This window comes from Agrobacterium sp. 5Ca39, assembly GCF_055382365.1.
Genome location: NZ_AP026437.1, coordinates 816,931 through 837,686 on the forward strand (window position 1 = coordinate 816,931; position 20,756 = coordinate 837,686).

The following is a 20,756-nucleotide window of genomic DNA, read 5'->3' on the forward strand; positions in this document are numbered from 1 at the left end:
CTACCCTCTCCCTTCGCCCGTTAGGCGCGGCAGCGCCAGTTCGGTGGCGGGATCAAAGACATGAACCTTCTCCCGTGCTGGCATGACCTTCAGCACCGCGCCGGAGGCTGGCGCGAAATGGCCGGCCTGATGCACGATGATCTGGTCCTTCTCACCCTTGATATTGCCGTAGAGATAGGTCTCGGTGCCGAGGCTTTCGTGGTATTGCACCTCGAAGGGCAGGCCGGCATCCGCGATGGTGAAATGCGAGGGTCGGATGCCCGCCAGAACCGCCTGTCCGGGGCTGACGGTTGCCGGATCGACGAGGCAGGGAAGCGACACGCCATAGCCGGCATCGATGGAAATGGTGCCGTCGTCGCGCTTGATGATGGTGCCCTTCAGCATGTTCATGCGCGGCGAACCGAGGAAACCGGCAACGAAGAGGTTGCGCGGATTATCGAAAAGCTCAAGCGGGCTGCCCACCTGTTCGATGCGCCCGGCGCGCAGCACCACGATCTTGTCGGCCATGGTCATGGCTTCCACCTGATCGTGGGTGACATAGATCATCGTTGTCTTGATATCGCGGTGCAGCCGGGTGATTTCTGCGCGCGTCTGCACGCGCAGTGCCGCATCGAGGTTCGACAGCGGCTCGTCGAACAGGAAGATGTCAGGTTCGCGCACGATGGCGCGGCCGATGGCGACGCGCTGGCGCTGGCCGCCGGAAAGCTGTTTCGGCTTGCGGTCGAGATAGGGCTCGATGGCAAGCATCCGCGCCGCCTCGTTGATGCGGTTTTCGATTTCCGACCGCTTGAAGCGCAGGTTTTCCAGGCCGAAGGCGAGGTTCTTGCGCACGCTCATATGCGGATAAAGCGCGTAGGACTGGAAGACCATGGCGATCTTGCGTTCTGCCGGCGACAGTGCGCTGACATCGCGATTTCCGATGGCGATGCTGCCTGATGTGACGTCCTCAAGACCGGCGATGATGCGCAGCAGCGTCGATTTTCCGCAGCCCGACGGGCCGACGAAAACGACGAATTCGCCGTTTTCGATCTGGAGATCGATATCATGCAGAACGTGAACGGCGCCGAACGCCTTGTTGAGGTTTTCGAGTTTCAGACTTCCCATTACCTGCTCCCTTCAACCGAGCTCGCCGTCGCGACGATCTCCTGGCTGTTCCAACCCTCGGGCAAGGGCATTGCTCTTTTGATGGCGACATTATCAGCCGAAAAACCGTGAACGCCCTTAAGGTAGATCGCGGGCATGCCGCCCGGATAATCCTCCATACCGACGATCCGGCCATGTGCGTCCTGGGTCCAGGCATTGGCGCGGCCGGCCGCATGGGCGCTTGGCGCAATATCGGCATTGGTGGGACGCAGGTCATACTGCAGGCCGGTGCCGAGCTTGCCGGGTGCCTGCGCCAGCGTGATGCGCGCAAGCCTGACATTGTGAATGCCGGCTGCCGAGGTGGAGACGAGGTTGATCGCTCCCTCCATCGAACCGCTCAAATCTTCGATAACAAGATTGTCCACCATGCCGGCCTGCCGTTCGGGGCGGCGGTCAACGACAGTGACTGTCACTGCTTCGCCAGAACCCCAGAAACCACCCGGCGTTTCATGGCACTCGGCCTCGATGCGTGAAAAGCGGATGTTGCGCATGGCGCCGCCATCACGGGAGAAAAGACCCATGCCACGATTTGACTGCACCACCTTGCAGTCTTCGAACACCACATTGGTGAAATCGCCGAAGGATTCGGTGCCGAGCTTCAGCGCGCAGCTCATGCTGGAAACGGTGCAGCGGCGAACCGTGATATCGGCGCACACGCCCACTGCCTTGCCATCCGGCCCGGCACTGGTCTTGAGGCAGATGCCGTCATCCGCAGTCGAGATGAAGCAATCCTCGATCAGCGCGCGGCGGCAGGCATCCAGCACGATCCCGTCCGTATTTGGCAGGCGGCGGTCGTTTTCGATGCGCAGATTGCGGAAATGAAGGTCCTCGCAATTGACCATATGCAGCGTCCACATGGGGGAGCCACTGACGTGCAGGTTTTCGAGGCGGACATTACGGCAGGCTTCCAGCACCATCACGCGCGGGCGCTTTTTTGCCGGGATATAGGTTCCCATGGCCGTGTCATCGCCAATGATGAAGTTTTCACCGCCGGCCTCGATACGGCCCGGACCCGTGACGGCGATGTCGTGCGCGCCCTTGGCGATAATCATGCCGCGATCGGAGTCTTCGGCAATCACCGAAACCCGGGTCAGTGCATAAGCGTCGTAATCGGAAACGGGGGCGAGTACCGCGTCTGCGGCAAGGTGCAGTTCCACGCCGCTTTTGAGCCGGAGACCGGCGCTGACATGTCGTCCGGCCGAGAGAGAAACGCGCCCGCCGCCTGCTGATGACACGGCATCGATAGCCTGCTGGATGGTCGCCGTGGCATCGAGGCCACTGGCCGCAACTGTGATGTCCTGATTGATGCTCATGATGCTCACGATGCCTTTGGCCTTTTCAGAAAAACGTCGATCAGAAGCAGCATCGTCAGTGCCTGCCCGTAGGGCGTGGGCAGGTTGGGTATGCGGCGGTAAAAATCGAGATCGTGGCCCATCGGCGTGCCGTCGGAGACGCCGTGAACGACGCCCTCCTCATCGATATTGCCTAGCACCGCTTTCAGCGCACGTTCCGCATGCGGACGGTTCTCTTCGCCGAGAATGCCGGCCTCGATGCCGCGCAGAATGCCATAGGCGATGCCGGCCGTCGCCGATGTCTCGACCGGTGAGGTCGGGTCATCGAGCAGCGTATGAAACATGCCGTCTTCACGCTGATATTTTCTCAGCGACCGCACCTGGCTTGAAAGCACATTGGCGAGGAAACGTTTGTCCTTCTGAGCAAGTGTCGGCACCAGTTCAAAGAGTTCGGGAATGGCGACGGTGATCCATGAATTGCCGCGTGCCCAAAACGCGTCCGCGAAATTGTGGCGACCGTTGAAGGTCCAGCCGTGATACCAGAGCCCGGTGACGGGGTCGGAGAGATAGCGCGCATGGATCATGAACTGGTAGACGGCCTCGTCGATCCAGTCCTGCCGTTTGCAGACAACGCCGGCGCGAGCGAGAAACAGACAGGCCATGAACAGCGTGTCGTCCCAGAGCTCCCCCTCATTCAGCCGTTCCTTCACGACGTGCTGAAAACCGCCATCTTCGGTTTTTGGCAATTCATGCACCAGCCAGTCGGCCCAGTCTTCCACCAACGCGCGGAAATCCGGCCGGTCGACATGTTCGGTGAGGATGACGAGCGGCAGCATCGGCGCGGAACTGTTGATCTGGCGCGGCGGCAGGCCACGGTCGATCTGCCAGCCGTACCATGTCACGAGGTCATCCAATGCCTTCTGGTCGTTGGCCGCGAGCGCCCGGCGCAGGAAACCATAAAGGCCGACACCCACTTCCCAGTCCCATTCATCGAACTGGATCTTGCCATCGGAACTGCCGCTGACCAGACCTTCCTGAATGCCTTTGAGGCGGCTGAAGGCGGCGGCGACATTATCGATCGTCGTCCTGAGAGTGTCTTTTTCCATGCTTGGCTGGTTCATCTGTCAATTCCGCTTAGGAGTAGAAGGGTTTTGCAGCGCTGCCCGAAGCTGGGTCGGCGCTGTCGAAGGTGATTTTCGGTTGCGGCTGGTCATGGTCGAAGGCCATGGCCTGTCCGCCGATAGTGAAGGCGCCGTCCCAGCTGAGAGTGAGTTCCGGCCCGCCGGGTGGCGTGACTGCGAGCAGTCGGCTTTCGGCACCGAAGGTGACCCGTGTGGCGAGAATTTTCGCGCGGAAGCCGGCGAAGGCTTGCGCGTCGCCGCAGCCAATAACGCCGATCCAGCCAGCGCGGCGGCCGGGCGATCTAATCTCGCGGTTGGCGGTGGCACCAGAGGTGACGGGTTCAAGTCCGTTCGTCGCGTAAAGGGCCGCGAAGCCGCGGCCGGAACGGGTGATGAGCCAGTTGTCTTCCATCATCACCTCCTCCAGCCCGTCGCGGCCGAGATAGGCGTGGGTCCAGTCGTTGCGGTGATCTTCGGTATCGAAGATCAGCATCGCCAGATCGCGGTGCTGCGCTACGCGCGGCAGGATGCCGCTTCCCGCCCAATAAGAGGGGCGCTGGCTGCCCCAGGGATCGTCTTCACCGGGATGATTGACCCACAGTCGCGCCATCGGGTGGCCGGCAAGCTTGATATCCATGACGTGCTGCTGGTGACCCCTGCGGCCGGTCTTGTGATCGACAACGGTGGAAAGCTGGGCGGCCTCGTTCTTGAACAGCACGAGTTTGCCGGGCTCCAGCCCCTGCGCGTAGCGCGCCTCGACCATGCGGCCGTTTTCCAGCTGGGAGAGGGCGGCAAGATGCGCCGGCGGCAGGTAATCTCCGCAGCAGAACATCGGCAGCGAGGCGACGCCGTTGTTGAGCCAGCCTTTGCCAAAGGCGACCTGCGCAAAGGGCGCCAGTTCCGTCAGCGGCCCGGCCCGCAGTTCCTTGTCATAAGCCCGCCCTTGCGAACCGGAGGGGACACCGCCTAGTGTATGCAGCGCGATCATCTCGAAAATGAGATCGAGCTGGTGGCGCGCGCGGGCGGCAAGTTCCGGCTCCGCCCAATGTTCGATGGCGAGAAGACCGATGAAATCGACGGGGTAATAGGCGGCCGAATTCCACTCGGCCAACCCATGCGCCTCGACGCTGTCGAACCAGCGCGCCAGCCGCTCAGCTGCCAGCGCGGCCTGCTGGCGCCCGCTACGGCCGGACGCGGTGAAGGTGGCGTCCGGCAGATAGTCGCCGGCCAGCAACTGGCTGGTGTGGAAGCAAAGGACGTGGTTTTCACTCCAGAACCACATGACGTCATTGCCCGGCTCGTCCACCCAGTAACGATAACCAAGGATCGAAGCATCGATCCGTGCCCGCATATCTGCAGGCAACCGGTCCCCATGAGCACGCACCAGCCACAGCAGCGGGATCATGATGAAATCCGAGCAGTCTTCGCGCCTGTCGATGGAGTGCAGCGTTGCATCGATGATGCCGCCGATCGTCTCGATGTCATCGCTGCCGGTGGCGACCATGGCAAGCGCGCGGCCGATGCGCCAGGCGCCGAAACGGGCGCTGAAGGAAAGCGCCGCCTTCTTCCGTTCATTCATGTCGTTAGAGGATGCTTCCGGCGCGATATCACGCATGAAGGCGGCGTCGATGACGCGGGTGACAGTGCCGGAACCCGATCCAAGGGTGATCCTGACGCCGTGATACCCGTCGGCAATGCCTATTGTTTCGGGGATCGCCAGTGAGGATTGCCCGGCTTTCAGCACCGTATCCACTTCCGCAAGCGCGGCGCGCTCATGGCCATGGCTTTTGACGGCGATGTGCACCGGCAGATCGCTTGCCGGCGCTGCGCCAAAGACGAGTTCTAGGGCGCTGCCAGAAAACACGTCGCGGGCAGGGTGCACGTCACGCACCAGCGCGGCCAGGCGCTTCGTCTCTTCCCGCTCGAGCGGCACCGGCAACACGACGGTGAGCGGCGCGGGATCAATAACCTCAAGTTCGAAGAACCAGATGATGTCTCGCTCCGCCAGATCCTCGCAGAGAAGCAGGACCTCGTTGTTACCGGCCGCCAGATCGAGCGCGATGTCACGGCTGCTTTCGACATTGCGGATAAAGGGTTCGAAACGGACCTGCTCGACGCCGCCTACCCAGATGCGCACGCCGCCACAGGTTCGCAGCCGGAACTGCGCTTTCCGTGCAGTCTCGCTGCGAAACGTGCCCTTCAGCCAGCGCTGCACATGGGTCGGAACATGCCAGAAGCCGGTGAATTCGACGCGGCGATTGGAGCCGGGCAGGTTGAGGTGGGAGACTGGCCAGTCGGTATCGGGGGCTATGTGGCGGCCAACCATGGTCTGCTGGAAGGCCTTGCGGCAGGGAAGGTCGCCGACATCGACAAAACCGTTGATGAAACGGTAGTTGACCCGATCTTCCGCCGGTGCCGGCGTGCCCGGAAATGATATTTCGACAAGTTCCGACACGATCCAGGCGGTCACCGTCCCGCCGCTCGCGACGGTATATGTGGGCTGCGACGCCTTCGCCGCAAATGGTCCATCCGTCATATTGGATCGCCTCCCGTCGATCGATGATGAAATTATTTTCACAAACCTGTATTTGTTTTTCCGCGTCGATTTATGAGATTTCGCCAGAACAAACAGCTTGACGTTTATTCTGTCAAGCCGCAAAACATCATAAATCGGACCAAGCAGAGGAGCCTTCGTTCGATTTATGAAAATGTTTTCATTGGGAGGATGAGCATGATGAAATTGTTTTCAGGTGTCAGTGCCCTGGTATTTGCCTCGGTCGCCGGCCTTTCGTCCGCGCAGGCCGAGACCCGCACGATCACGTTTCTTTTTACCGATGACGATCAGGGTTATGTGCAGCGCATGGCCGCGCTCAGCAAGGAGTTCGAGACGGCCAATCCCGGCGTGAAGATCAATTTCGTATCGTCGGGTTATGATGCCGTTTCCAAGCAGCTGCCAGTGCAGCTGGCGGTGGGCGAGGGTCCCGATATCGCCAAGATCACCGACTGGCAGCTCGCGCCCTATTATCTCGACATGCGGCCTTACATGAAGGATGCGGACGCCTTTGCGAAACTGCATGGTGCAAGCCTCGACCAGCTTCGCCTGCCCAATGTCAACGATCCGAAGTCGATCAATGGCTACATGGCGTCGCAGACGCTGAACCTGCCCTTCGTCAACAAGACGCTGTTCGAGCAGGCCGGGGAGCCCTTACCCGGCCCAACGGCGAAGTTGAGCGAGATCGTCGAGGCATCCGCCCGTGTCGCCAAGGCGACGGGCGTGCAGATCCCCTTCACCATGGACCGGTCCGGCCACCGTTTCTCCGGCGGCGCCTTCTCTTACGGCTCGACTTATGTGAAGGACGGCAAGTTCAGCTTCCCTGACGATGCGGCGAAAAAATACATCGCCGATCTCTTTTCATGGACGCAAAACGGCAGCTTCCCCAAGGAAATGTGGGGTGCGGCTGGCGGTTCGCAGTACAAGAACATGGGTGACGAGTTCGTCAACGGTAACGTCGTGACGTATCTTGCCGGTAACTGGATGGTCAATCCATTCCAGAACAAGATCGGCGACACCTTCGAATGGACCGCGATCAATGCTCCCTGCGGCGATGCGGGATGCTACGCGATGCCTGGTGGCACCGCGATCGTTGGCTTCAAGCGCACCAAATACCCTGAAGATGTGGCCCATTTCATCGAGTTCCTCGGCTCCGAAAAAGTGCAACGGGAAATCGCTGAAAACTACGTCATTCTGACGGGTGCGGAGATCGCCAATCCGCAATACAAGCTGAAGAGCGAAAACGCCAAGGCGGCGATGCAGGTCTTCCTCGATAACAAAAAGAACGTGCCGCAGGCCGCGCGTGATTTCGAACGCGCCAAGGGTGGCAGCGCCATGTATCAACAGATCGTGCAGCGCATGAGCCAGCTTATCGTCGGTGAGTTGACGCTCGATCAGACCTACAAGGTTCTGGAAGATGACATCGCCAAGATCAACGAGGCTGTCGCGGTCAAGAAATAAGAGCGCCGCTTCGAGATAAAAAGTCGATCTGCCCGGGGCGACGCGTCGGGCAAATCGCGCCTTCATCTGCCGGCCGCTCTTTCAAATGCGATCTATCTTAATCAGCATGCCGAAAAAAAACTGCCATATGCCCGGCTTAAAGCTGACGGCGCGCCGAGGCTTTGCGCGCTCCCCTTTCGTCACGCGTCAAATCACAGGATTCATCATGCCCAAATTGAAGATGTCGTCCATTCCCTCCGCACGCTCGGCATTGCTTGCCTCCGTTGCATTGCTGGTGCTCGTTTCGAGCGCCGAAGCATTCGATAGCAAGGCACCGGCTGGTCAGGGCTATGCTATCGCCGTGACGGAGCCGACTGCGGCCTACCCGCTGCCGCTTGCCGATAATTATCGCAACCAGACGGGTAAGAATGAGAAGGGCGAGGATGTCCGTGCCTATGACGACCATGACAATCCCGTCATCAAAATCCTCTCAGGCTTCAACCGGATCTGGACGCTTGGCGATGAGAAATGGGCCGCTGGTGGCGCCAACGGCGATGGTCCGACGGACTTTAGCCGTGCGAAGGCCGTTAATCCCGCCATCTGGCAGGAAAACATGCGCTATGTGCTGTCTGTGACCGGGGAAAACCGCACAACCGCCGCCGCATTCGATGCCTACATGAATGATCGGCGCTCGCAGAGCTACAGCATGATCAACGGCATGGGACCGCTTGCAGATTGGTATCGCGAGGGTTCTGGAGCGACAACGACGATCAATCATACACTTGCAGACTTCGATCCAAACGAGGTCATCACCCGCAAGGAAGAGGACAAGGGTACGGAAGCCGGAACGGCCGAGTCCGAGTTGAAGAGCGTCGTGGCCTTGATGAAGGCCATCCGCGGGCCGGAAGCGACGACATCGCCCGCGAAATACTTTTACTCCTCGCCGCGCCCGTGGCGGATGAACGATAAGGGTGAGGTTGTCGACAAGGGGACCGAGACCATCGGCGATCGTACCTTCGAAGGCTACGAATCCGGTGCCGGCGTTGTTGTACCGGCGCTGAAATATGCGCGCGAAAACCGTGGCCGTGGCAAGGATGGCGGTTTCCCAAGCGGGCACACCAACGCCGCCTATCTTGCAGCGATTGCCTATGCTTATGCCGTGCCGGAACGCTTTTCCGAGTTGCTGACGGCGGCTTCGCAACTGGGTGAAAGCCGTATCGTTGCCGGCATGCATTCCCCCGTCGATGTGATCGGCGGCCGCATAACGGCTACCGCGATCGCCGCTGCCGTTTTACAGGATCCGAAGAACGCAGAGATCAAGAAGGCAGCTTATGACGACCTGCAGGCCTATTTCGCAAAACGCCTGCCGCAGGACCGGTCTCTGATCCAGTTCGCACATGGCGCAGGTTTGGAAAGCGATCCCTATGCCGATGCGGCGAAAAACCAGGCCGATTATCGCCGGCGCATGACCTACTCCTTCAGTCGCGACACGTCTGGGGGCAATGCTCCCATGCTGGTGCCGAAGGGGGCCGAGGTTCTGCTCGAAACACGCCTGCCGTATCTTAATGCCGCACAACGTCGCGCCGTGCTGTTTTCCACCGGCATCGATGCCGGTTATCCGCTGCTCGATGACAGCAACGGCTGGGGCCGCATCAATCTGGTGGCCGCTGCCGGTGGTTATGGTGCCTTTGACGGCGATGTCGAAGTGACGATGGACGCTGCGGCCGGTGGCTTCAATGCGCAAGACCGCTGGACGAATGATATTGCCGGGGCAGGGCGTCTCGTCAAATCCGGCAGTGGGGCGCTCACGCTCAGTGGCAACAATAGCTATGGCGGCGGCACGATTGTCAGGGACGGAACATTGGTTGCGTCTTCCGCCGATGCGCTTGGAACCGGTAATGTGCTGGTCGCGGGCGGCACGCTCTCGCTTGCGGCGGGCAGGGATGTCGTGATCGGCGGTGATTATACGCAGTCGGGCGGCACGCTGGCGGTCGACCCGCAGAAGACTGCGCTTCGGATCAAGGGCAATGCGATGCTAGATGGCGCGACGCTGAAGCTCGCTTTCGATGGCGGCGCGCCAGCCGCCGGCACGCGCCTCGACGTGATCTCTGCCAACGGCCTGACCGGGACATTCGCCACGATAGATGCGGGCAATGTGAGGGTGCGGCCGGTCTATACCGGTTCGGCACTGTCGGTGGTGGTGGAATAGGCCGATGCAAGGGGCCTGCCGGGCGCGGTTTAAGCCGCCGCGTCCAGAGGTTGGTTCAAGAATCCTGCCGCCGCATCAGCAGGAAGATGACCGGTGCGGCGAGCACCGAAACGACGGCGGCAATGATGAAGGAGGCCTGATAGCCGAATTTTTCGGCGATCGCGCCTGCTCCCAGCCCGCCGATCATGCCGACAACGCCATCCATGCACTGGAACAGGGTGAAATCGACTCCGGCCTGCCGGGGGTCGGACCAGCCCATGAAGCAGGCGTAAAGCGCGACGAAGCCGATGGACATGATGCCCGACGAGCTAGCCACCGCAACCGCCATGACGACCCATTGCGAAATATCGCGATGAACGCTGAAATAGGCGAAAAGGCACAACAGCGCAGTCTGCACGAAGATGGCGATGAGCAGGATTCGTGACGCCCCGTAGAGGCGTACCAGCGTTCCGCCGAGCAGCGCGCCGGCGAAACCGACGATCATGCTGCCCACGCCATTCAGTGCGCCGATGGTGGCGAGATCGAAACCGTAATCGACCAGGAACGGGCCGAGCATTGCCAGACCCCATTTCTGCGCCGCGACATAAACGGCCGCTACGAGAAGGCCGGTGCGGACTTCCCGTCGCTTGAGCGCGTTTTTGATCGATGGCAGGTGGTCCCGTGTTTGCGGGACCGTTCTTGCCGCCGGGCCGAGCAGGAAGGGGAGCGCGAGCAGGATGACCAGCCCGGCCATGACCAGCGTGGCGCTCGTCCAGCCGGCGCGGTCCACCAGCACCAGAAACAGGCCGGCGCCGATGGCGGAGCCGAGATAGGAGCCGCCTACCTGTGCGGCGTTGCCCCATCCATGATGCTCTTCCGCCAGCGTTTCGACCGCATAGCCGTCGCAGGCGATGTCGACTGTCGCCGTCACCAGCGCGATTACCGACAGGATGGCGATTGCGACGGAAACCGGCGACGGGCCGGTGAAAGCAAGAACAGCGAGGCCGCAGGCGCAGGCGGCGATGCCCGTGCCGACGATCACCCGCGACCGGTTCCTGCCAACGGGCGGCAGCCGGTAACGCTCCACATGCGGCGACCAGAGGAATTTCAGCGCCCAGGGCAGAACGACGAGATAAAGAAGGCCGATCTGGTCCAGCGGCAGTCCGGCGGTTCTGAGCACCGCCGGCAGGCCGAGAAAGGTCAGCCCGCCAATCACGCTCTGGCCGACATAAAGCCCGCCGACCGCCACGAAGACGGCGGCCGGCGACGGCTTGGTTGTGGCAGGGTTCTGCTGCAGCATCAGAAGCGATACCGGATGCTGCCGACGACCTTGCGGCCTTCGTCATAATAGCAGAAGCCTGTGGTGCAGACCTGTTTCACCTCGTCGAGAAGGTTGGTGGCGTTGATCTGCAATTTCACGCCTTCCAGCGAGGGCAGGGCCTTGCCGAGATCGTAGCGCAGCGAGGCGTCGACGAAGGTGCGGGCCTCATTGTCAAGAATGGGGGTGTGCTGGTTGTCGCCGAAGCTCGATCCGACGTAACGAACGCCCGCGCCGATGCCGAGGCCTTCGAGCGCACCGCTCTGGAACTCGTAATCGGCCCACAGCGAGAAGGTGTGATAGGGCGAGGAGTTGAGCTGCTTGCCCAGCGTTTCCGACGTCAGTTTGGTAATTTCAACGTCGTTATAGGAATAGGAGCCGATGAGGCTCCAGCCATTGTCGAGCGAGGCCGTGGCTTCGAGTTCCACGCCGCGCGAGCGCAGGTCGAGCTGGCGCAGCAGGTTGATGCCGGACGAGGTCTCATAGACCGTCGCATTGTCCTGATCGAGATTGAAGAAGGCGGCGCTCAGCAGGGCGTTATATTGCGGGAGGGCATATTTCACGCCGAGCTCATATTGCTTGCCGAGCGTCGGCTGCGCCTGTCCCGTTACCGTTCCCGTGGTGATGATGACGCCCGGATTGGCGACGAAGGAGGTGCCGTAGCTGATATAGGGCATCACGCCGCTGTCAAAGACATAACCGAGGCTGGCGCGGCCGGTCGTCTTGGTTTCATCGCCATCATAGATGGGAGCCGCTGCGTCTCCGACGGCCTGGGCCTGATATTCGGTGTCCAGCCAGTCGTGACGGATGCCGGCCGTCAGGCGCCAGCGGTCGATTTCGACCTGATCCTGCGCATAGATGCCGAGCGTGTTCATCCTCTGCTTCAGTATCAGCGACACATCAGGCACATAGGTGAAGGTGTCGGTGAAGGGGCTGGCGCCGCTGCCCTGTTTTGAGGTGTAGGACATGTGGCTGAAGTCGATACCGGTCAGCAGCGTATGTTTCGCCGGGCCTGTGTCGAATTCTGTCTTCAAGTAATTGTCGGCGGAGACGCCTTCATTGTCCTCGATGGTGATGCCGGGATAGTTGGCGAAGACCCATTGCTGGTCGGCCGAAAGGGCCGAATAACGCGCCTTGCTGTAGAAGGTGACGTTGTCGTTGATTTCATGCTCGAACTCATAGCCGATACGCCATTGTTTCTGCTCGAAATCATTAAAACGGGAATCGCCGCCATAAACCCGCGTAGCGCCGATCGACTTGCCGTCGCTGCCGTAATTGTTGATGTATCCCCAGGTGCCGCCGGTGGTGCTGTCCATATATTCGCCGAGCAGCGTCAGCTTGGTGCCGGCATCCGGCTGGAAGGTGAAGGCCGGCGCGACGAACAGCCGGTCGTCCTTGATGGCGCTGATTTCGTTGCGGCCGTCGCGGGCCACCCCGATCAGGCGGTAAAGCATGGTCTTCTCGTCATCGACGGCGCCGGAAAGATCGAAAGCGCCCTGCACGCGGCCGAAGGAGCCATATTGCAGTTCCACCTCGCGCAGCGTCTCTTCGGTCGGGCGTTTCGAGATGATATCGACAATGCCGCCGGAGCTGCTTGCACCATAGATGGAGGCGGCGGGACCGCGCAGGATGGAAACAGCTTCCACGCCATAGGGCTCGAGCCGGGCACTGCCGTTCTGGCTGCTGACCTGCCGCAGGCCGTCGCGGAAGATGCCGGTGGTGCTGAGATCGGTGCCGCGCACCTTGAAGGCGTCGAAACGCGGCTCCGCGCCATATTGGCCGATGCGCGCGCCGGGCGTGTAGTTCAGCGCTTCCGAGAGGTTCTGCGCTTTCAGGTCGTCAAGCTGCTTGCGGCTGACGGTGGTGATCGACTGGGCGGTTTCGGCAACCGGCGTATCGGTTTTGGTGGCGGTGCGGCCGGATTTGCCGACATAGCCATCGCTCTCGATGATGCCCCTGGTGCCTTCAAGGCCGGTGCCCTGCAGGGTGATCGGCGCAAGCAGGGTGCTGCCGGCGGCAGCCGAACTGCCGCTTTCGCCTGTCTGGCTGGCGGGATCGAAAATGCGGACGGTATTGCCGCCGGCCAATGCATAGTTCAGTCCCGACCCGGCCAGAAGCCCGCTGACTGCCGCCGATACGCTGAGCGTGCCCTTGACGCCGATCGTGCTGCGACCCCTGGTGATCGCGGAGGGGTAGACCATGCGCAGATTGGCCTGGCGGCCGAAGCTGAGAATGGCGTTTTCCAGCGGCCCTGCGGGAATGGAGACGGTGACGGTGGCGGGTGCGCCGCTTGCAGCGGGCGGTGTCTGCGCGCTGGCGGTCGTGGCGCCCGGACCTGCCGAGACGATGCCCCCGATAATCGCCGTCGTCGTCAGCCAGAACCAGCCGCGTGCCTGCTTGCCCAAATTCATGTCATTCCCTCTCACTCGTGATCTCATGCCCCCCGCTGAAACGGGTCCTGATTGCCTAGAGTGAAAAGGCGGACCGACTCCTGACGTCGGATCTGCGAAAAAAGTTACTTTATCGCGAGCGGACGAAAACCAGCATTCCGGAAAGCTGCGATACCGAAACGGGAAGGCTCTCTTCGAGAATTGTGAGGGCCTGATCTGTGTCCTTGAGATCGAAGATGCCGGAGACGTGCTGCCTCGCCGCCGCCTCATCGAGGATGACGATGCGGCCCCGGCGATATTGCGAGAGAATATCGAGAACCTCGCGTAGCGGCTGGCCGGAAAAGACGAGCTTGCCTTCGCGCCAGGCCATGCTTTTGGCGACATCCTTGCGGGCGCGCATCAGCCGGCCGTCGCCGCCAAGTGTCACGGCCTCTCCGGGCGTGAGTAAGGCGATCTCGGCGCCTGTGGTCACCTCCACCCGGCCTTCCTCCACCTGCACCTGCTGCGGCAGCGCGCCATTGCCGGTGCGCACCGAATAATGGGTGCCGAGCGCTTTTGCCGTCAGCGCTCCATCCTTGACAATGAAGGGCCGCTCCGGGTTTTTGGCGACATCGAAATAGGCTTCGCCGCGAAGAAGGGTGATGCGCCGTTCCTTTTGCGAATAATGAACCGAAATCGCGGTATCGGTGTTCAAGCTGATGCGGCTGCCGTCTTCGAGCGAAAGCAGGCGTGTTTCGCCGATTTCGGTGTAAAAATCCGCCTGCCAGCGGTCCTTCAATCCGCTTTTCTCCGCAACCAGCGCTGCAAGCCCGATGAGGCAGAGACCGGCAACACCCGCCAGTATTGCCCGGCGAGGTCCGCGCCGTTTTCGCTGTTCAACCGGCGCAAGCTCTATATCGCCAAGCTCGCCCCAGAGGCTCTGCATGTCCTCATAGGCGCTGGCATGGGCGGCATCGGCGCGCAGCCAGACATGAAACGCCTCGCGCTCCGCCTCCGTCGCATCTGCCGATTGCATGCGCGCCACCCAAAGCGCGGCCTCTTCGGCCAGACCGTCATCGGTCAAGCCTTTATCCTTCAGACCGTCCGGGCGCTTGTTCATGTCCTGATCTGCCGTTCGTTGCGTGCTGAGATGTGTCCCCTTTCCCTTATAGAGTGAAAAAGGATGCGAACACCTGATGACGGTCTACATTTTTATTTGCGCGCGGACCTGACGGCAGTGCAGCAGCGCCTTGATGATGTGTTTTTCCACCATATTGCGGGAAATGCCGAGACGGGCGGCGATTTCGCCGTTGGAGTGGCCATGCAGGCGGCTGAGCACGAAGACCTGCTGGCAACGCTTGGGCAGGGCCTCGATGGCCCGCGCCATTAAAATAAGGTGCTGCCGCCCGGCGACGATCCGCTCCTGCCCCGGCTCTTCGCAGGCAACGGCAAAACCCGCTTCGTAGGGCGCGAATAATGGCCGCTCTCGCGACTGGCGAATGGCTGTCAGGCGGGCGACGGACCGGGCGATCTGGAAGAGATAGGCCTGTGGATTGTCGATCAGCGTGGCATGAGAAACCTCCAGCGCCCGCAGCACGGTTTCCTGCATGGCGTCGGCAGCGTCTTCCCGGTTCTGCAGGCGCCGGCGGAAAAACCGCATCAGGCGGCTTTCCTCGTCGGCATCGAGAACCTGTAACAGAGCTTTGCTCATCAATCGACCCGGTGGCGTACTGGCTTGACGCATGAAGCAACAGGATATGCTGCGTCATGTCATAAACATGATAGTTGCAATCATATTTATCGCCCTCGGATGCAAGCTGCCAACCAGTAAAAAACCGGGGGCGAAATCAGGCTCACGTTTCCGTTATGATTGTTGCGGGATTACATCAGGCCGCTTGGGCTGAGTTACAGGAAATAGCGCACCCTGAGCGGCAGCAGCGCCGCACCGAGAGCCGAGGGATCGCCCTTAGCCTCGCCGAGAACCAGCTTCGCCTCCTTCGGGCCGACACCGTAACGATGTTCGCGCCGGGAGGGCATGTGCGCGCGTTCGATCATCATCTGCCCCAGCGCGCGCGGCAATTGTCCGCCGAAGACGATGGCCTGCGGATCGAGAACCGCGATCAGGCTCGCTACCAGCCTGTCCACCTGCGGCATGGTCTCGTTCAGCCATTCCTCAACACCCGGCCATGTGGGGTCGAACTGCTGATACAGCGGTTCGATCGAGTGAATGTCGACACCGTTTTTCTGCAGGGTGGCGATCAGATATTGCAGGGCCGGCCGTTTGGGCGATTCATCCGGGCTGTATATGCCGCTGAATTCGCCGGCATTGCCATGGAAGCCCTGGAACGGTTGCCCGCCGAGGATCAAGCCGCCGCCGAAGCCGTAATTGAAGGACAGGTAGGCGAAGGTCTGGCACCAGGAACCGACACCCCGAAGGCTTTCGCCGATCGCGCCCGTGGTGGCGTTGTTCTCCAGCCAGACAGGCAGTTGGAACTGTTTCTCAAGGATAGGCTTCAGGTCCATCAGCGACCAGTCGCGAAGAGGTTCAGGCGCGTTGAAGGCGCGGTCCTCCGACACGAAAAAGCCGGACATGGAAAAACCGAGACCAAGTAGTCGCTCGCGCGGAACGCCATGTTCCTCCAGCAGCCGTTCGAGCGCCAACGACAAGGCCGTGAGCGTCTCTTCCCGGTCCTCCGGAAGCATCTTCAGCTTTTCCTCGACAATCACATCGCAACGGAAATCGGCGATGCAGATCACCAGGGAGTCGGTGTTGATGGAAATGCCAAGAGAGTAAGCCGCTTCCGGCACGAGTTCGATGGTCGGGCTCGGCTGGCCGCGGGTGCCCTTGATCGGTGCGCCGGTACGCAGAAGCCCACGCTCCAGCAGGCCCTCGATCAGGCGGTGCACGGATTGCTGGGTCAGGTTCGTGTGGCCGGTGATCGACGCGCGGGCAATCGGCCCCTGGCGGCGCACGATATCCAGAATGAGACGCTCGTTTTCGCTGGCAAGCGGCTGGCGGTCGAAACTCTGGGGCTGGGTCTGATCCATGGTCATCGCTCTGGATAATGGCTGTGCGGGGCGGCTGCAATGGACCACCGTGGCTGACATAACTTTTCATGAATCCTGTTATAAATATTACACTATGAGTGTATTAAATCCAGACGGTCAACAACCGGTTCGCAGGAGCCGCCTCGGCCGCGGCACTGGGAAAGTCTGACACCGGCAACCAGCGCCGGTAAACACAACGTCTGAAAGTGAAAATCATGCATCAAACCCCTGCCGCCTCTCGAAATACCTCCAGCCCCTGCAATGTCCTTGCGCTTTGCTCGCGCGACAATCCGGCCATTCTGACCATTGCCCATCGCGGTTTCTGGACCGCCACCGCCGAAAATTCGCTGGCTTCCGTCCGTGCCGCGGTTGCAGCGGGGGTAGAGATGATCGAGATCGACACGCAGGCGACGGCCGATGGCCGGCTGGTCGTCATTCACGACGGGACACTCGACCGCACGACGACGGGGAAGGGCGTCGTGAATGCGCTGCCCTTCGAGGTGGTCCGCGCTGCAAGACTGAAGGCCGGTGCGGGTGGCGATGCGGCCGAGGTGACCGATGAATGCGTGCCGACGCTGGAAGAATTGCTGGAAGAGGCGCGCGGCCGGATCGCCGTCAATATCGACACCAAATTCGCCCGCGATCTGCCGCTGGTCATGGAAACCGTGCTGCGGCTCGGCATTCAGGATCAGGTGCTAGTGAAGACCGATGTCGACCCGGAAGCTGCCCGCTTCGAGATGCTGGATGCGCACTGGTTCGGCAAGATCCCGCATATGCCGATGTTCCCGGTGCGGAAGGGCAAGTTTGCGGAGGATTTGCGCCGTATCGAGGCGTTGTGTGCACCCATGATCGAGGTGAAATTCACCGATATAGCCGACCTCGCTGAAGGTCGTGCCGAGATGGAGCGCCAGAACATCCGTCTCTGGATCAACACGCTCGACGTCGCCCATTGCCTTGATTTCAACGACACGCGCGCGCTGGCGGACCCTGAAGCCGTGTGGGGCGCTCTCGCCGGGGCCGGCGTTGGAGCGATCCAGACGGATGAGGTCGAAGCTTTTACCGGCTGGCTAAAGACGGCCCCTGGCGCAACCGGCAGCGCATGGCCAACATGAGCATGCGCCTCGAGCGCCGTCGCTATCATTCTGGTAAAGATGATGACAGATGTTCTGAAACATCTGCCATCTCCATTTTATCCGTTGGAAGGCCGGAACCGAGCAATGTCCTGTAAAGCCGCAATCGGTCGTCAGTTCATTCGGGACAGCGCAACTGCATCACGACCAGCGGGAAAACGAAGCTGGCCGGATACGTCATGGATGGCGCCCCATATCGCTTCGGCAACATCGCCTTCGCTGGTCGTCATGGCCGGTTTGGCGAAGCCTTCAAGGATTGGTCCTGCAAAATCCATGTAGTCTTTCGGCAGCAGTTGCTCCAGCGGAAGGATGGCGTTTGTCGTGAAGCGGGTGGTCGGGGCATAGCCCGGTTCCACCAGCTTTACCCTGATATTGAAATGACCCAGTTCATGCGCGAGCGAGCCGGAGAAGCCCTGGATTGCCTGCTTGCTGGCAGTGTAGGCGGCGGCGAGCGGGAAAGAGGCGAGCGTGGCGCTGGATGTTACGTTGATGATGGTGCCGGATCTGCGCTTTCGCATCTGCGGGATTATGGCCTGCGTCATCGCCATCACACCGAAACTGTTGGTCTCGAAGATCGTGCGGATTGCCGATATGGGTGTCGCTTCGAAAGCGCCGACCATACCGATGCCGGCATTGTTCACCAGTACATCGACCGGACCTGCCGCATCGACCAGGGCTGCGATGCTTTGTTCGTCCGTCACATCCAGCGGGAGGACGCGCAACCGGTCGGTGTTGCCAACGAGGCGATCGGGATCCGGACGCCGCATGGTCGCAATGACATTCCAGCCACGTGATAGGAAGAACTCGGCGGTTGCCTTGCCGTAGCCCGACGAAGTGCCGGTGACGAGGATCGTTTTGGTCATCATAATCTCCTTTGTTTGATATGGCCGGAGATAGACGATGTGCTCTGGATGACATATGCTCGTAACACCACAATTTATTATTGATCGTCCAGATAATGGATCCTCTCAGCGATATTATCGATCTTTTGCGGCCGGGCGCCGCCGTTTCGAAGCCAATTTCCGGACGAGGCCGATGGGGCGTGCGTTATCGCGCCTATGACGCCCCGGGCTTTGCCGTCGTGCTGGTCGGTGCGGCATGGCTTATGATCGATGGCCGGGAACCGCTGCGGCTGGCGCGTGGCGATTTCCTGCTTTTGCCGTCCACGCCCGCCTTCTCGCTTTGCAGCAACGCCGACGTCGACTGCATTCCGGTCGAGCCGCAAGATCAGGCGGTGCGGCATGGGCAACAGCATGGGGAACCCGATTTTGTTGCGCTGGGAGGAAGTTTCACGTTCGAGCGGATCAACGCGGCGCTGCTGCTTTCGTTGATGCCCGAGTTGATCCATGTGCCTGCGGGAGAGGGTGGAGCATCCCGGCTGGCGCGTCTGATCGAGTTGCTGGCGGAGGAGTGCGCGCGCGAGGATGTGGGCAAGGATTTGATCATACGGCGCATGCTGGAGGTTTTGCTGGTTGAAGTGCTACGTCGGCCGAACGCCGGTAACGAGGCCATTCCTGCAGGACTGGTGAAGGGAATGCGCTTGCCGGGGCTTGCCCGCGCATTGTCCGCCATGCACGCCGATATACGTGTGAATTGGACCGTGGCCGAACTGGCTCGCATCGCCGGCATGTCGCGTTCGGCCTTCGCAGCACGATTTAATGAAATGCTAGGCTGCGCGCCGATTGAGTATCTGGCTCGCTGGCGGATGGCGCTGGCCAGGGACGCGCTGATACGCGGGGTGAAGTCCCTCGATGATATCGCGGAGGAGATCGGCTATGAATCCGTCAGTGCATTCAGCACCGCTTTCCGCAGAAGAAGCGGTGTCGCTCCTGGCGTCTTTGCCCGCGCAAATGCCGACAGACGCCGACAGCAGGCAGGATTTTTCCAGCCGTTGCCGGTCATGCGATAAGGGCCGTCCCGGCTTACCGCGAGGGAGGGGCGGAATAGGCGGGTTCGCTCCACAGCAGGCTCCGCAGATCTTCGGCGGCTCTTATTGGGCAGACGGCTACCGGCTAACAGCGGCTAAGCCCATCCCTTCAGCGCCCTACCTGAATAATAGCTGGGCGTCGTGGCACGGTAGATCGGTATGCTGGCTGCACCGAGATGCGGCAAGTCACTCATCATCGATTTGCGTATTTCGGGGGGCTCCACGAAGAAATCCTCGCCAAGCATTTCCAGCGACCCGATGCGCTCCACGATATGGTCGAGAATCCAATTGGGCAGTGATCCGCCAAAAATGATGGCGCCGGGATCCATCGTGCGGGCGACGGTCAGAGCCAACACCCGCAGCTGGTCCGTTGCCCTTTCAAGCCAGGTAACCACCGCCGGATGGTCGCGATAGCTTTCATCAATATCCCTTAAGCGCCGGACACCCACCCCGTGGGCTGCGAGCGTGTCGCAAAGATCCTGTCCGGAGGGACGAGGATGTGATTTGGGAAACAGGCCACCAAACTCGCCAGCATTTCCGTTCGTGCCGCGATAAAGATGACGCTGCACCACGACGGCGCCGCCGATACCATATGTCAACCAGATCATCGCAAAGTTACGGATACTGCGGCCCGCACCGTAATAAAGCTCTGAGAGAATGACGGTGTTGCCGTCGTTTTCATGAAAGACCGGGAAATCGAAATAGGGTTGGAAGTCCTTTTCGACGTCTATATCGCGCCAGTTCTCGAACTGCCTGATGCGAAACACATGGCCTCGATCGCGCTTGAAGTGGCCCGGAAAGCTGATGCCGCAACCCAGGACATCCTTCTTTCTTATTTTAGCCTTTTCCAGCACTTGGCGGGAAGCCCTTTCAGCCATTTCCATGATGTGTTCGAAACTGTGCCCTTCGAGTTCGGACCGAATTTCCTGCCTGATCGTGCCGTTCAGATCGGCGATACAAACACGCAGATCGTCTGGATTGAAATAGACCCCCAGAGTGAATAGTCCATTCGGGTTTATTTCAATTGCCGTGGAGGGTTTGCCGCGCTTGCCGCCACTGCGAGCTTCCTCCGCCTCGAGGATCAGGCCGGATTCGAGAAGATTTGCGGTCAGGCGTGTTAGGGTCGGTGCAGAAACATCCATCTCGCGTGCCAGCTCGATACGCGACATGCCTCCCTTTCCGCGCAAGATTTCAAGCAGTCGCCGCTCATTGTAGCCGAGGTCGATCAA

15 protein-coding genes are annotated in these 20,756 nt (G+C 60.6%); 4 read left to right on the forward strand and 11 right to left on the reverse strand.

The annotated features are described in order from the left end of the window. Genes ACZ47E_RS17490 through ACZ47E_RS17505 form a run of 4 tightly spaced genes read right to left on the reverse strand, consistent with a single transcriptional unit; the run spans position 1 to position 6,092 of the window. Positions 1-1,104: an ABC transporter ATP-binding protein gene (locus ACZ47E_RS17490; RefSeq protein WP_022563733.1), complete on the reverse strand. Its 1,104-nt coding sequence runs from the start codon at positions 1,102-1,104 to the stop codon at positions 1-3. Beyond that, positions 1,104-2,456, reverse strand: coding sequence for a polygalacturonase PglB (gene pglB / locus ACZ47E_RS17495; RefSeq protein WP_162699252.1), 1,353 nt, complete (start codon positions 2,454-2,456; stop codon positions 1,104-1,106). The genes ACZ47E_RS17490 and pglB overlap by 1 nt, the downstream gene beginning before the upstream one ends. A gap of 5 nt (positions 2,457-2,461) precedes the next feature. Beyond that, positions 2,462-3,556 (reverse strand): beta-galactosidase BglB, encoded by a 1,095-nt coding sequence (gene bglB, locus ACZ47E_RS17500; protein ID WP_045534451.1) that lies wholly within the window; start codon positions 3,554-3,556, stop codon positions 2,462-2,464. A 13-nt stretch (positions 3,557-3,569) separates the two neighbouring features. Next, positions 3,570-6,092, reverse strand: a complete 2,523-nt coding sequence (locus tag ACZ47E_RS17505; RefSeq protein WP_333898649.1) for a hypothetical protein — start codon at positions 6,090-6,092, stop codon at positions 3,570-3,572. A gap of 195 nt (positions 6,093-6,287) precedes the next feature. On the opposite strand from ACZ47E_RS17505, the gene ACZ47E_RS17510 reads away from it, so the two are divergent. Together ACZ47E_RS17510 and ACZ47E_RS17515 are read left to right on the forward strand one after the other, a co-directional pair. Next, positions 6,288-7,568: an ABC transporter substrate-binding protein gene (locus ACZ47E_RS17510; protein WP_100911435.1), complete on the forward strand. Its 1,281-nt coding sequence runs from the start codon at positions 6,288-6,290 to the stop codon at positions 7,566-7,568. A gap of 205 nt (positions 7,569-7,773) precedes the next feature. Next, positions 7,774-9,756 (forward strand): phosphatase PAP2 family protein, encoded by a 1,983-nt coding sequence (locus ACZ47E_RS17515; protein WP_464017067.1) that lies wholly within the window; start codon positions 7,774-7,776, stop codon positions 9,754-9,756. A gap of 55 nt (positions 9,757-9,811) precedes the next feature. Here ACZ47E_RS17515 and ACZ47E_RS17520 read toward each other — a convergent pair whose 3' ends face one another. The 5 genes from ACZ47E_RS17520 to ACZ47E_RS17540 all read right to left on the reverse strand — a co-directional run bounded on the left by ACZ47E_RS17520 (position 9,812) and on the right by ACZ47E_RS17540 (position 16,476). Beyond that, entirely contained in the window at positions 9,812-11,035 is a 1,224-nt protein-coding gene (locus ACZ47E_RS17520) for an MFS transporter (protein WP_112636079.1), read from the reverse strand. Next, positions 11,035-13,464 carry a TonB-dependent siderophore receptor gene (locus ACZ47E_RS17525; protein ID WP_464017068.1) on the reverse strand — a complete coding sequence of 810 codons (2,430 nt, stop codon included), beginning with the start codon at positions 13,462-13,464 and terminating at the stop codon, positions 11,035-11,037. The genes ACZ47E_RS17520 and ACZ47E_RS17525 overlap by 1 nt, the downstream gene beginning before the upstream one ends. 109 nt (positions 13,465-13,573) lie before the next feature. After that, complete coding sequence (locus tag ACZ47E_RS17530) at positions 13,574-14,542, reverse strand: FecR family protein (protein WP_464017069.1); 969 nt, start codon at positions 14,540-14,542, stop codon at positions 13,574-13,576. An 84-nt stretch (positions 14,543-14,626) separates the two neighbouring features. Further along, complete coding sequence (locus ACZ47E_RS17535) at positions 14,627-15,133, reverse strand: sigma-70 family RNA polymerase sigma factor (protein ID WP_006697272.1); 507 nt, start codon at positions 15,131-15,133, stop codon at positions 14,627-14,629. A gap of 194 nt (positions 15,134-15,327) precedes the next feature. Beyond that, positions 15,328-16,476, reverse strand: a complete 1,149-nt coding sequence (locus ACZ47E_RS17540; RefSeq protein ID WP_464017070.1) for an ROK family protein — start codon at positions 16,474-16,476, stop codon at positions 15,328-15,330. Between the two features lie 209 nt (positions 16,477-16,685). On the opposite strand from ACZ47E_RS17540, the gene ACZ47E_RS17545 reads away from it, so the two are divergent. Beyond that, positions 16,686-17,582, forward strand: coding sequence for a glycerophosphodiester phosphodiesterase family protein (locus ACZ47E_RS17545; RefSeq protein ID WP_464017071.1), 897 nt, complete (start codon positions 16,686-16,688; stop codon positions 17,580-17,582). A 131-nt stretch (positions 17,583-17,713) separates the two neighbouring features. Here ACZ47E_RS17545 and ACZ47E_RS17550 read toward each other — a convergent pair whose 3' ends face one another. Next, positions 17,714-18,463, reverse strand: a complete 750-nt coding sequence (locus tag ACZ47E_RS17550; RefSeq protein ID WP_464017072.1) for an SDR family oxidoreductase — start codon at positions 18,461-18,463, stop codon at positions 17,714-17,716. Between the two features lie 95 nt (positions 18,464-18,558). Here ACZ47E_RS17550 and ACZ47E_RS17555 point away from each other — a divergent pair, with 95 nt between their 5' ends. Beyond that, positions 18,559-19,509, forward strand: a complete 951-nt coding sequence (locus ACZ47E_RS17555; RefSeq protein WP_464017073.1) for an AraC family transcriptional regulator — start codon at positions 18,559-18,561, stop codon at positions 19,507-19,509. A 113-nt stretch (positions 19,510-19,622) separates the two neighbouring features. Here ACZ47E_RS17555 and ACZ47E_RS17560 read toward each other — a convergent pair whose 3' ends face one another. Further along, a complete protein-coding gene (locus ACZ47E_RS17560) occupies positions 19,623-20,756 on the reverse strand; it encodes an ROK family transcriptional regulator (RefSeq protein WP_044459921.1) in 1,134 nt (377 codons plus the stop codon).

What these genes read in the sequence shown, in the direction of transcription:
- ACZ47E_RS17525 (WP_464017068.1), bottom strand. Translation starts at nt 13,464, where the DNA reads ATGAATTTGGGCAAGCAGGCACGCGGCTGGTTCTGGCTGACGACGACG.
- ACZ47E_RS17535 (WP_006697272.1), bottom strand. Translation starts at nt 15,133, where the DNA reads ATGAGCAAAGCTCTGTTACAGGTTCTCGATGCCGACGAGGAAAGCCGC.
- ACZ47E_RS17540 (WP_464017070.1), bottom strand. Translation starts at nt 16,476, where the DNA reads ATGACCATGGATCAGACCCAGCCCCAGAGTTTCGACCGCCAGCCGCTT.
- ACZ47E_RS17490 (WP_022563733.1), bottom strand. Translation starts at nt 1,104, where the DNA reads ATGGGAAGTCTGAAACTCGAAAACCTCAACAAGGCGTTCGGCGCCGTT.
- ACZ47E_RS17545 (WP_464017071.1), top strand. Translation starts at nt 16,686, where the DNA reads ATGCATCAAACCCCTGCCGCCTCTCGAAATACCTCCAGCCCCTGCAAT.
- ACZ47E_RS17550 (WP_464017072.1), bottom strand. Translation starts at nt 18,463, where the DNA reads ATGACCAAAACGATCCTCGTCACCGGCACTTCGTCGGGCTACGGCAAG.
- ACZ47E_RS17505 (WP_333898649.1), bottom strand. Translation starts at nt 6,092, where the DNA reads ATGACGGATGGACCATTTGCGGCGAAGGCGTCGCAGCCCACATATACC.
- ACZ47E_RS17510 (WP_100911435.1), top strand. Translation starts at nt 6,288, where the DNA reads ATGATGAAATTGTTTTCAGGTGTCAGTGCCCTGGTATTTGCCTCGGTC.
- ACZ47E_RS17530 (WP_464017069.1), bottom strand. Translation starts at nt 14,542, where the DNA reads ATGAACAAGCGCCCGGACGGTCTGAAGGATAAAGGCTTGACCGATGAC.
- bglB (WP_045534451.1), bottom strand. Translation starts at nt 3,556, where the DNA reads ATGAACCAGCCAAGCATGGAAAAAGACACTCTCAGGACGACGATCGAT.
- ACZ47E_RS17555 (WP_464017073.1), top strand. Translation starts at nt 18,559, where the DNA reads ATGGATCCTCTCAGCGATATTATCGATCTTTTGCGGCCGGGCGCCGCC.
- ACZ47E_RS17520 (WP_112636079.1), bottom strand. Translation starts at nt 11,035, where the DNA reads ATGCTGCAGCAGAACCCTGCCACAACCAAGCCGTCGCCGGCCGCCGTC.
- ACZ47E_RS17515 (WP_464017067.1), top strand. Translation starts at nt 7,774, where the DNA reads ATGCCCAAATTGAAGATGTCGTCCATTCCCTCCGCACGCTCGGCATTG.
- pglB (WP_162699252.1), bottom strand. Translation starts at nt 2,456, where the DNA reads ATGAGCATCAATCAGGACATCACAGTTGCGGCCAGTGGCCTCGATGCC.